The organism is Amycolatopsis sp. NPDC051071, assembly GCF_040682875.1.
Classification (GTDB): Bacteria; Actinomycetota; Actinomycetes; order Mycobacteriales; family Pseudonocardiaceae; genus Amycolatopsis.
On the sequence record NZ_JBFBBY010000053.1, the window covers coordinates 36,888 to 46,976 of the forward strand.

10 protein-coding genes are annotated in these 10,089 nt (G+C 69.4%); 3 read left to right on the plus strand and 7 right to left on the minus strand.

The window, feature by feature from the left end:
- The first annotated feature begins 3 nt into the window (after positions 1–3).
- Positions 4–1,014: a TauD/TfdA family dioxygenase gene (locus AB0M65_RS18955; RefSeq protein ID WP_364028894.1), complete on the plus strand. Its 1,011-nt coding sequence runs from the start codon at positions 4–6 to the stop codon at positions 1,012–1,014.
- Positions 1,015–1,157: 143 nt separating this feature from the next.
- On the opposite strand, the gene AB0M65_RS18960 is transcribed toward AB0M65_RS18955, so the two are convergent.
- Entirely contained in the window at positions 1,158–2,237 is a 1,080-nt protein-coding gene (locus AB0M65_RS18960) for a glutamate--cysteine ligase (RefSeq protein ID WP_364028896.1), read from the minus strand.
- Positions 2,238–2,256: 19 nt separating this feature from the next.
- Between AB0M65_RS18960 and AB0M65_RS18965 the strand changes: the two genes are divergently transcribed.
- Entirely contained in the window at positions 2,257–2,676 is a 420-nt protein-coding gene (locus tag AB0M65_RS18965) for a hypothetical protein (RefSeq protein ID WP_364028898.1), read from the plus strand.
- 7 nt (positions 2,677–2,683) lie between these two features.
- On the opposite strand, the gene AB0M65_RS18970 is transcribed toward AB0M65_RS18965, so the two are convergent.
- Positions 2,684–3,529, minus strand: a complete 846-nt coding sequence (locus AB0M65_RS18970) for a universal stress protein (protein ID WP_364028900.1) — start codon at positions 3,527–3,529, stop codon at positions 2,684–2,686.
- Positions 3,530–3,626: 97 nt separating this feature from the next.
- On the opposite strand from AB0M65_RS18970, the gene AB0M65_RS18975 reads away from it, so the two are divergent.
- The gene (locus AB0M65_RS18975) at positions 3,627–4,025 is read left to right on the plus strand and encodes an STAS domain-containing protein (RefSeq protein WP_364028902.1); all 399 of its coding nucleotides are present in this window, start codon (positions 3,627–3,629) and stop codon (positions 4,023–4,025) included.
- Here AB0M65_RS18975 and AB0M65_RS18980 read toward each other — a convergent pair.
- The 5 genes from AB0M65_RS18980 to AB0M65_RS19000 all read right to left on the minus strand — a co-directional run bounded on the left by AB0M65_RS18980 (position 3,995) and on the right by AB0M65_RS19000 (position 9,912).
- Positions 3,995–5,260, minus strand: a complete 1,266-nt coding sequence (locus AB0M65_RS18980; protein WP_364028904.1) for a helix-turn-helix domain-containing protein — start codon at positions 5,258–5,260, stop codon at positions 3,995–3,997. The two genes, AB0M65_RS18975 and AB0M65_RS18980, sit on opposite strands and share 31 nt — an antisense overlap.
- Before the next feature lie 81 nt (positions 5,261–5,341).
- On the minus strand, positions 5,342–5,743 hold the full coding sequence (locus AB0M65_RS18985) for an STAS domain-containing protein (protein WP_364028906.1): 402 nt from the start codon (positions 5,741–5,743) through the stop codon (positions 5,342–5,344).
- 156 nt (positions 5,744–5,899) lie between these two features.
- Positions 5,900–7,081, minus strand: coding sequence for a hypothetical protein (locus AB0M65_RS18990; protein ID WP_364028908.1), 1,182 nt, complete (start codon positions 7,079–7,081; stop codon positions 5,900–5,902).
- The gene (locus AB0M65_RS18995) at positions 7,078–7,665 is read right to left on the minus strand and encodes an RNA polymerase sigma factor (RefSeq protein WP_364028910.1); all 588 of its coding nucleotides are present in this window, start codon (positions 7,663–7,665) and stop codon (positions 7,078–7,080) included. The genes AB0M65_RS18990 and AB0M65_RS18995 overlap by 4 nt, the downstream gene beginning before the upstream one ends.
- A 51-nt stretch (positions 7,666–7,716) precedes the next feature.
- Positions 7,717–9,912 carry a tetratricopeptide repeat protein gene (locus AB0M65_RS19000; protein WP_364028912.1) on the minus strand — a complete coding sequence of 732 codons (2,196 nt, stop codon included), beginning with the start codon at positions 9,910–9,912 and terminating at the stop codon, positions 7,717–7,719.
- Positions 9,913–10,089: the final 177 nt, after the last annotated feature.

The window sequence follows — 10,089 nt, forward strand, 5'->3', positions numbered from 1 at the left end:
ACCATGACCAAGCAGGAAACCCTAGTCAGCACCTTCGCCGAGGTCGTGCTCGCCGACGAGGTCCGGGACACCATCGGGAACGAGCTGCGGACCTTCCCGAACCCCGTCGACGACATCGACCGCTCGCTGGCGACGCTCCGGGTGGCGTTCTCGCGGTTGCCCATCGACCAGCTGCAGACGATCCTGGACTTCGGCAGGCACGTCGACACCCCCGGTGTCGCGCTCGTGCGTAACCTGCCGGTGGACCCGGACCTGCCGGAGACCCCGATCGACGGCGGCCCCAGCAAGGACAAGAAGACGTTCGTCGCGGAGACCGTCCTTTTGGGACTGAGTCAGCTGCTCGGCGAGCCCGTCGGGTTCACCACCGAGAAGAACGGCCGTCTCGTGCACGACGTCGTCCCGGTTTCGGCGGGCGCGCGGAGCCAGACCAACCAGAGTTCCCACGTGTTCCTGAACTTCCACAACGACATCGTGCACGACGAGGTCGGCAGGTACGATGTGTCCAATCCGGACTTCCTGGTGCTGAACTGTGTCCGCCAGGACGGGAACAAGGAAGCCGTCACCTACTACGCCGACGCCCGCGACATCTCGGCCGCGCTGCGCCCCGAGGTGCTCGACACCCTGCGTCGTCCGCTGTTCCGGCTCAACGCACCCGGCAGTTACGTGCGGGATGTCGCCAAGGGCGCGGACGTGCTGTCCGACCTCGTACCGGTCATTTCCGGCCCGGCGGATTCGCCGGAGGTGGCCGTCTCGGCCAACGGCGTGGTGGGGGAGACCGTCGAGGCCGAGCAGGCGCTGGAGGAACTGCAGCGGATCTGCCGCGAGGTCGCGCACCAGGTCAAACTGGAGCCGGGGACGGCGCTGCTGATCAACAACCGGAAGGGCCTGCACGCGCGGTCGCAGTTCTTCGCGCGGCACAACGGGCGGGACCGGTGGCTGCAGCGGACCTACATCCGGCGGAGCCTGTGGACGATCCGGTACCGGGGGACGGCCGAGGACCGGCGGGTGCACTGACACCCCTGGCCTGTCCGTCGTCATTGTAAGTCAAAGGTGGCGTTTCGGCTGGGCTCGGCCTTGTCTATGAAGGATTTGGGACACTCACCGTCCCAGATCCTTCATAGACGCGGACAGCTGCCTCCGGACGCCGAAGCCAGGGTTCAGTCGGGCCGGACGACGACGAGGTCCACGACGTCTTCGGGGCTTCCCCGCTGCGCGAACCGGGCTCGCTGCCGGTCTGCCCCGTTGCCGCTTTCGATGAGCTGGGCAAACCCTTCGCGCACGAAGTCCAGGTCACCGGTCGTCTCCAGCGCCGACGCGGCGAAGTCGATGACATCGCCGACGACTTCGGCCGCGGGTGCGAGGTCGCCGGTACGCGGATGGGGACATCGGCCGGACAGGCCGTCCCGCGAAGCACGCCACATATGGGCGCGCAGGACTTCGTTGGACAGGCCGCTCGCCGGCGTGCCGTTGTCGAGGATCGTGGTGAGGAGGCCACGGATGAGCATACCGAGCAGCACCGCTTCCTCCGGCGTCGCCGCCACGTCGGAGAACCGGAACTCCAAGGTCGGTTGCGCCTCGGAAAGCCTTACGTCCCAATAGATCATGTGGCGGTCGAGGATCGCACCCGCGCGCAGCCAGCCGTCGACGATGCTCTCGTAGTGGTCCAGCGACGTGAATTCCGGCGGTGGCCCGGCGGACGGCCAGCGGGTCCATTGCTGATAGCGCCAGCTGCTGTAGCCGGTGTCGAACCCGTCGGAGATGGCGGAGTTCGCGGTAAGGGTCAGCAAGGCGGGCAGCCACGGCCGGAACCGTGTGAGCAGCCGGACGCCGGTCTCGCGATCGGGGATCGCGACGTGCACATGGCAGCCGCAGGTATGCGAAGTCCTCGCGGTGGCACCGAAATGCTCGGCCATGCGCTGGTAGCGAGGATGTGGTGTGATGCGCGGCAGCTCGGATTCGGGCAGCAGCGGGCTCGCGCAGGCGAGGAGACGGCAGTCTCGCCGAGCCGCCGCTTCGGCGAGTTCTGCCCGCAACGCCCGCAACTGCCGCAGCGCCTCGTCGTGGGTCCGGCAGATATCGGTCGCGGTCTCGACCTGTGACCGGGTGAGTTCATGCTGGAGTTCGCCTTGGGGCTCTTCGGCGGAGTCGACGACGGTGTCCCCGATCTGGGACAGGTGTCCTTCGCAGTCCACGACGAAGAACTCTTCCTCGATACCGAAGGTGAGTTCGTCGGTCACGAAGCGGGAGTAACCCCGGATGGGTATCGATAAACCTGTTTCGCCGCGCCGACGGTGGGTACTCGCCGGTATGGACCTCGTCTCGGCGGAACCGCCGTACCTGCTGGCCGCACAGGCCTCTTCCGTGGTGCGTCACCTGTACCGCAGGGTGCGCGAGGGCGAGTTCGTCTCGACCACGGATCTCAGCCGGACGCTCGGCGCCCTGCGTCAGCTGGCCGACGACCTCGCGAACACCCTGCCGGGATTGCAGGAGCAGCTCGAGGAAAGCCTGATGGACGGTGGAATCCCGCGTGCGGGCCCGGCGGACGAGGCGTGGGACACCGTCGCGGAGGTGGGCACGGAACTGGGTCAGGCGCGCGTGGCGGGCCTGCTGATGGCGCAGGAACTGCGGTCGTCCCAGAAACTGCTCCAGGGGCTTACCGCTCCGCTGGACGGCTGACCCTCCCTCACGAACGCACCACCGCCACCGGGCAATGCGCGTGGTGGAGCGCGTCGTCGCTGACCGAACCCAGCAGCAGGCGCCGCAGATCGCCGTGATCACTCCGGCCGAGCACCAGCAGCGCCGCGTCGGTGGAATGCTCGGTCAGTGACTGTCCGGCGGGCCCGATGCCGTGCAGGATCCGCACGGGAACCTCCGGATGACGTTCCCGCCAGGGAGTCAGCTGCCTGCCGACGAGTTCGTCGGCGGCCTCCTGCGGGATCGACGGTGCCGGATCCAGTACCGGGCCGCCGAGCAGCGGTTCGGTGGACGGGCCCCACGCGGGCATCCGCGCGACATGGACCGCGTGCACGGCGAGACCGTGCCGCGCCGCGTAGCCGAACGCGAATCCGGCCGCCTGCGCGCTCTGCTCGGAACCGTCGGTCCCGAGGATCACCGGGCCGTCCTGGCGGGGTTCGTCCCCTCGAACGACGACGACCGGACGGCCGGCGGTGCGGGTGATTTCGGATTCGATCGAACCGGCGACGGCGCGGGCGAACACCCCGGTGTGGGATTCACCGAGCACGATCATCGCGGCGTCCGTTTCGTCGGCGACCGACGTCAGGACGGCGTCCGGGGTACCGCCGCGCACGACCGTCCGGAGGTCCAGCCCGGGGTTGTCGCGCCGCAGTGCCTCTACTGTCGAATCCAGTCGCTGTCGCGCGGATTCCTCGTCGTCCGTGCAGTACGCGAGCACTAGGCCGCGGCACTGGTGCTTCGCCTCGGCGACCGCCCAGGCCACCGCCCTGCCCGCCTCCGGTGACCCGTCGAATCCGGCCACCACGGGACCGGTTCCCCGCTGTGCGAAGGACATCGGCCTTCACCTCCCGACCTGCGATGAGTACCCCTTCGAGCCGGCGTTCAAGCGGCCCGTCGTTTCACCCGGTGCGAAAACGGGGTACTTCCACCGTATGACCTCCTTGTCGGTACCCCGCGTACCTCACTCGAAGCGTGCCCTGTTCGTGCCCGCCGAGTTGCGGGCACTCGAAGCACCCAAGGGCCGTCTTCGCCTGCGGGTCAACAGGCCCGCCAAGGGAACCGCCGTCGTCGAAGCGAACGGTGAGGTCGACCTCGGCACCGCGCCCCGGTTGTGGGAAATGCTGAATGAACGGCTCCGCGGTCATGGCGCCAGGCTGGTCGTCGACCTGTCACAGGTCGAGTTCTTCGGTACGACGGGGCTGTGTGTCCTGCGGCGGGCGAGGCTGCTCGCCGACGAGACCGGGACACTGTTCCTCGTCTTCCCCGGCGAATCGCGTTCCGTGCGCCGGATGCTCGATCTCTACGGAGGCGACGCCTTCCCGGCTCGGTGAACGTTCACGGCGGAGCGGGCCGAAAGGGCGGCGTTCAGCAGGGCGATATGTTCGAGCCGGGTGGGATCCAGCCCGGTGAGGTCGGCGATCCGGCGCAACCGGTAGTCGACGGTGTTCGGGTGGACGTGGAGCGCGGTCGCGGTCTGCCGCCGCCCTCCCCGGCGCAAGAAGGTCTCCAGCGTCTGCACGAGTTCTTCGTTGCCGTCCAACGATTCCAGCCGGGTGGCCAGCCGGTCGAGCGCCGGACCGGGACGGGACAGCTGATATTCGAGCAGGACGTCGTCGAGCCGGTAGAGCCCAGGCGGCTTGCCGGAGCCGGTGGCGACCGCGAGCACGTCTTGCGCCAGCTTCGCCGCGGCGGGAAGCCGGGCCGGTTCGGCGGCCGCGGCGCCGGCGATGACTTCCGCCCCCGCCGTGCGGGCGACGTCGGCGAGCACCCGCTCCAGCCGGGACCAGTCCTGTATGGACAGTTCACCGGCCGCGCTTTCGCAGGGCAGCAAGGCGATCCCGCCCTCGGGAGTGAGCGAGGTCAGGACCGTGCCCCGGATCTGGCGCTCCAGCTCGACCCGCAGCCGCCGGAGCTTCCGCCGTCCGGCGATCAGCGGGTCGACGCCGGTGGCCTCTTCGTCGGGATGCGTGCCGACCGACGCCGCGAGGACGACGTAACACGGCGCCAGGCGAAGGCCTGCCTGCCCGGCGGCGACATCGGCGGGTTCGCCGTCGAGCAGCGCGGAAAGCATCGTATGCCGTGCCGAACGCTCGTCGTCGAACATCGTCCGGCGCTCGTCGAGGTAACCCGCGCCGACCGCGGGGGTGACCATTTCGAGGTAGCGCAGGGTCAGCGCGTTGACGGCAAGGACGTCGGTGACCTCCTCCGGCCGCACGTCCGGCGTCAGCGACGCCCAGACCACCTGGATGCCGATGTGGTACGCGGTGAGCACGATGTCGATCGGGATGCCCTCTTCGGCGCGGCGGGCGGCCGATTCGCGGAGGAAGCCGAGTTCCTCGCGGGTCGGTGTCCGCCCGGTGCGGAGGGTGTCGATGAACGACCGCATGTTCTGTTCGATCACCTGCGTGATGTCGCCGCTGAGCTCCTCGGCCGGTAGATGGCCGTACTCGGGGATCCTGGCGACGATCTCCCCGAGCACCGCCTTCGCGAGCGACGGCAGGACTTCGGTCAACCGTTCCGTCAGCGGGCGCCCGCCGATGAGAAACCCTGGATCCTTGTCATCCATCACAACGATCCGGGGTCGGCCCGGTGATCGGTCCCATGGCGCCTCCAGCTGTCAGTGATTCATCATGACAGCTCACTGGAGTCAGTTAGCGAGCGAGTCCCGCGCCGACGCGATGGTCGGATGCACGTTGAAGACGGCGTCGAGGCCGAGAAGGGACATCGGGCGCAGCAGAGCCCGTTCTTGGGTGACCAGGATGAACGGGATGCGGGCCTCCTCGGCCTTCGCGCGGATCTGGACGAAGGCGGTGAAGCCCGACGAATCGCAGAAGCTGACCTCGGACAGATCCGCGATCAGAGCCGGGGGCCGGAAGCGGAGCTCGTCGTCCAGGCTTCGCCGGACACCATCGGCGACTCCGAGATCGATTTCACCGGAAACGGTGACCACCGTGTCCGTGTCGGACGCGGTGACCGTGACATCGAGCGAGGACACGAATCTCCGGCCCGAACGGGGCAGGTCGGAGGTGGGTGCGCGATAGTCGGTCAAGATGACTCCTTGCCGGTGACTGAGGGACCGGCCAGGGCCCAGTCCAGGCAGGCCGGAGCCCGAGGACGGGACCCGGCGGCTGGTGTCTGAACCGCGACGGAGTCAACCGTAGCAGCCCGGCGGCCGGACCTGCCCGCTGAGCGACGGCGGGCCGGGTCACTTCCCGCCCACGTCCCCGTTGAACAGCGGAGTCCCCTTGGCGGTGGAGACCCGCACCCAGGTCGTGCCGCTGATCCCGACCGGGGCCGAGCCCTCCGGCGGCCACACCGCGAACGTCCCGTTGACGATCGGGACGTCGGTGGGAGTGCCGAGACCGAAGTCCGCGATCATCTTGGTCGCCGACGGTGGGACGATCCCGGCGAACGGCATCCGGCCACCGATCTCCGGGACGAGCAGCCGCCGGGCGGGGATGGACTTACCCGCGAACGTGTCGACGCTGATCTCGGCGGTCGCGCCGTCGGTGGAGCAGGCGAGGGCGTGCTCGGCGTTGCGGGCCAGCACCACGCGGTACGGACCGTTGTCGAGTACGGCTCCGGCCTGGTAGGAGGCGGCGTCGTCCGGTGGACGGCTCGCCAGCGCGAAGCACTCCTTCAGCGCGAGGCCGGCGGGAGTGGAGCGGTCGCCGGGCCGGTCGACGACGCTGAACAGCGGCGGCGCGGGGGCAGGCAGCGCCGCTCGCGGCCAGCTGCGTTCGAGCTGGCCGGCGTCCCAGCGGCCCGCCCACAGCGCACCCTGTGACGGCGGGGTCTGGGTGAAACTCAGGAACAGGTGGCCGGCCTGGGGTACCTGCTCCGTCGTGATGCCAAGCCCGTCCTCGCGGGAGAGCTCGATCCGCGCCCACACCGGGTCCGCGATCCCGGCGGCCAGCCCGCTCGCGGTGTGGAGCAGCAACGCCGTGCGGCTCCCCTCGGCGTAGGTGAGCGTGGTATCCGGGTTCGTGAGTGTCACCGTGGTCGCCGTCGTCTCGCAGGCGGCGGGTTTGCCCGCCGCGAGGAACGTGACGCCCACGTGCTCACCCTGTGCGGCCATCGTCGACGACGTCCACGAGCGGCGCGGCGGGAGCTGCCCGGCCTGGCCCGCGGTCTCCGCCGCCGCCCAGCATCGGTCGAGGACACTCGCCGCCGGGTCCGGCGAGGGACCGGCGACCTGCGCCGGATCGGCCCGCCACAACTGCGCGCCCGCCGTCGCCGCACCCGCCAGCAGTACGACCGCCGCCGCGGCGGCCCCCCACCTGCCTCGTTTCGGCCGGGCGAGCCCGGTCAGGACGTCCTCGCGGAGCCGGTACCGCACGTCTTCGGGCAGCTCGCGCCGCGCCGGAAGGAACTCTTCGATGGTCATTTCGCCTCCAGCAGGGTGCGTAGCTGAGCCCGCGCCCGAGAAAGATGTGCACGTACGGTGACTTCGGCGACCTTGAGCAACGAGGCCGCGTCCGCGATCGACAGGTCGCCGAGCAGGCACAGTTCCACCACCTGCCGTTGAGCGGGTGGTAACCCGCGCACCGCGTCTATCACCTGGCGTAACCGTTCCTCGCCGTCCAGCTGCGCGGCCACGCTGTCCGCGTGATCGTGGACGTCCGGCGGCTCGGGGATACGCCGCAGCAGCCGTAGCCGGCGGCTCGCGCTGCGGCGTTCGGTGCGCGCGAGGTTGCCCGCGACGGTGTACAGCCAGGGCAGCGCGCTACCCCGCACCAACGTCAGGTCGCCCTTCTTACGCCAGGCGATCAGGAAGGTGTTCGACGTCAGATCCTCGGCCGACGACCACGAGCCCGTCAGCCGGTAGGCGTGGTTCCACACCGCTTGGACATGCCGCTCGAACAGCTCCGCGAAGGACGTCTCATCCCCGCTCGCCGCCCGGTCCCACAGCTCCCGGTCGTCCAGGTCGGAGACTGCCTCCACCGGTGCCTCCGCTCCGGTCCTTTGCATGGTCACACCCATCAGTGACCGGCACTCGTGCCAGTGTTGCGGACCGTCTTCTCACTCACGACCACGCGTGCGGGCTTCGCCGACCATGACGGGGTCGAGATCGGGATGGATCTCGTCGGCGCGGTCCCACATCTCGGCGGCCAGCGCCGCGGAGCCTTCGGCCGCCGCGATATTGCCGAGCCCGGTGTACGCGCGTGCGGTCTCGTAGGGACTTCCGCAGCTTTCGGCGCGCTCCGCGGCGGCACGGTAGGCCGACGTCGCCAGGTCGCGACGCCCCGCGTGGAACCAGGCCCAGCCCGCGCAGTTGAGGGCCATCGCGGCGTCGAGGTCCAGTCCGAGTTCGTCGAAGACGGACAGTGTCTCGGCGGCGAGGGCGGCGGCCTCGGAAGCCTGCCCCAGCGCCGTCAGTGCCAGCGCGATTCCCCGGCCGGTGATCGCGGCGTTGCGCCGGTTGCCGTCTCGGACGTAGAACGCTTGCGCCTGCCGAAGATCCCGGAGTGCTTCGGTATGCCTGCCGCGGTAGTGCTCGGCCCAGCCACTGTGCGCCAGTGCCGTGCTTTCCCCGTGGCCGTCGCCGATCCGGCGGAAGAGCGCGAGGGCTTCGCCGTAACACGCCGACGCCTCGTCGAGGTCGCCGCGGTCGACGTACGCGACCCCCAGGTTGGCCGTCGTGGTGGCCAGTGCCCAGGTGTCGCCGATGGCTTCGGCGGAGGCCCGTGCCCAACGATGCGTGTCCAGCCAGGGATCCCAGAGCTTGGCCACGAAGAAGAAGTCGCGCAGGAAGAAAGCGAGCTGCCAGCACCGCTCGTGCTCGCCGCGTTCGCCCGCCGCCCGGCAGAGGGCGACCAGCCCCGGCCATTCGGCACGGAACCAGGACATCGCCATCTCGCTGTCGTCCAGCCGGGCGGGTTCCGGGATGCCAGGGTCGAAGGAGATTTCCGGGACGAACCGGTACGGAGTGAGCCGGTTGTCGGCGTGAGCGGCGCTTCGGACAGCGAACGCGGCCAGCCGTCGAAAAGCGTTCATTCTGTCCTCCGCATCATTTTGTACGAATTCGGTGGCAAAGGCATGAAGAAGGTCATGGAATCCGTATCTATCCGGTTCTGGTTGCGTGAGCAGGTGGGCTTCGTGCAGGCGTTCCAGCAACCGGTCGGCCTCCCGCGGGGAAAGTGCGCTCAAGGCACTCGCGGTGTGGATGTCGAAATCGGTTCCGGGATGGACGGTGAGCAACCCGAACAGTCGCGATTCGGCGCCGCTCAGCTGTCGCACGGACAATTGGAAGGCGGCGGCGAGGGTGCGTTCGCCGTCGTCCAGTTCGCCGAGGCGGGCGGTTTCGTCGTCGAGCCGCCGGTCGAGTTCCGCGACGTCCCATGCCGGATGCGCACGCAGCCTCGCCGCGGCGATCCGGATCGCGAGGGGGAGCCGGGCACACCGCTCGACCACCCGGGTGACGGTGTCACTCGCGGGAACACCGGTGACAGTGGTGAAAAGCTCCACGGCCGCGGCGAGCGGGAGCATGTCCAAAGAGACTGTCGTGGCGTCGTCGAGCGCGCTCAGTCTCGATCTGCTGGTGATCAGCACCCGGCATTTCGGCTCGGCAGGCAGGAGCGGGCGCACCTGCGCCGCGCTGACCGCGTTGTCCAGCACCAGAAGGAGACGGCGGCCACGCAGCCGGGACCGGTACAACGCCGCGCGATCGTCGGGATCCGCGGGGATGCGATCCGCCGGGACGCCGAGCACCCGCAACAACCTGTCGTGTACGGCCGCGGTTCCGGCGATGGGTTCGCCGGGGCTGTATCCCCGCAGGTCGACGAACAGGCAGCCGTCGGCGAACCCGGACTCCAGCCGGTGCGCGCACCGGACCGCGAGTTCCGTCTTGCCGACGCCACCCATGCCGGACACGACGCAGACACCGCCGTCGGTCTCCAGTGCCGCACGGACCGCTCGCAGTTCCGTCGCCCGGCCCGCGAAAGCGGTCGTCGCCGTCGGCAACCCGGACGGCCGGACGTCGGGCCGGGTCCGGCGCCGGACCGGTTCGCCGGGCAGCAGTGCGGTGAGCATTCCTTCGGCGTCGAGTTCGGCTTCGCATAAGGTCGCGAGTGCGGGATTCGGGGTGGCGAGGCCGGTTTCGACCTTGCTGAGATAGCCCTTGCTGTAATGGGTGCGTGCGGCGAGTTCGGTCAGCGAAAGCCCGGCCGCCTTGCGGCGGCGTCTCAGCTCGGCTCCGAAGGTGGCTCTCTCGTTCATCAGCACCCATCCTCGTCGGAGGATCAGTATGACCGGGTGGACGTTTCCCCTGCTCCGTCCACCCGGGGCGGGGGGGGGGGGGGGGGGGCCCCCCCCCCCGGGCCGGGGGGGCCCCCGGGCCGGCAGGCGGGGGCGCAAAAAAAAAAAAAAAAGAACACAGACAAAAAAAAAAGAACC

Bases quoted from the DNA above. Each gene is read 5' to 3' on its own strand.
- AB0M65_RS18965 (WP_364028898.1), top strand. From the start codon at position 2,257: ATGGGTATCGATAAACCTGTTTCGCCGCGCCGACGGTGGGTACTCGCC.
- AB0M65_RS18995 (WP_364028910.1), bottom strand. From the start codon at position 7,665: ATGCAAAGGACCGGAGCGGAGGCACCGGTGGAGGCAGTCTCCGACCTG.
- AB0M65_RS18975 (WP_364028902.1), top strand. From the start codon at position 3,627: ATGACCTCCTTGTCGGTACCCCGCGTACCTCACTCGAAGCGTGCCCTG.
- AB0M65_RS19000 (WP_364028912.1), bottom strand. From the start codon at position 9,912: ATGAACGAGAGAGCCACCTTCGGAGCCGAGCTGAGACGCCGCCGCAAG.
- AB0M65_RS18970 (WP_364028900.1), bottom strand. From the start codon at position 3,529: ATGTCCTTCGCACAGCGGGGAACCGGTCCCGTGGTGGCCGGATTCGAC.
- AB0M65_RS18990 (WP_364028908.1), bottom strand. From the start codon at position 7,081: ATGACCATCGAAGAGTTCCTTCCGGCGCGGCGCGAGCTGCCCGAAGAC.
- AB0M65_RS18980 (WP_364028904.1), bottom strand. From the start codon at position 5,260: ATGGATGACAAGGATCCAGGGTTTCTCATCGGCGGGCGCCCGCTGACG.
- AB0M65_RS18955 (WP_364028894.1), top strand. From the start codon at position 4: ATGACCAAGCAGGAAACCCTAGTCAGCACCTTCGCCGAGGTCGTGCTC.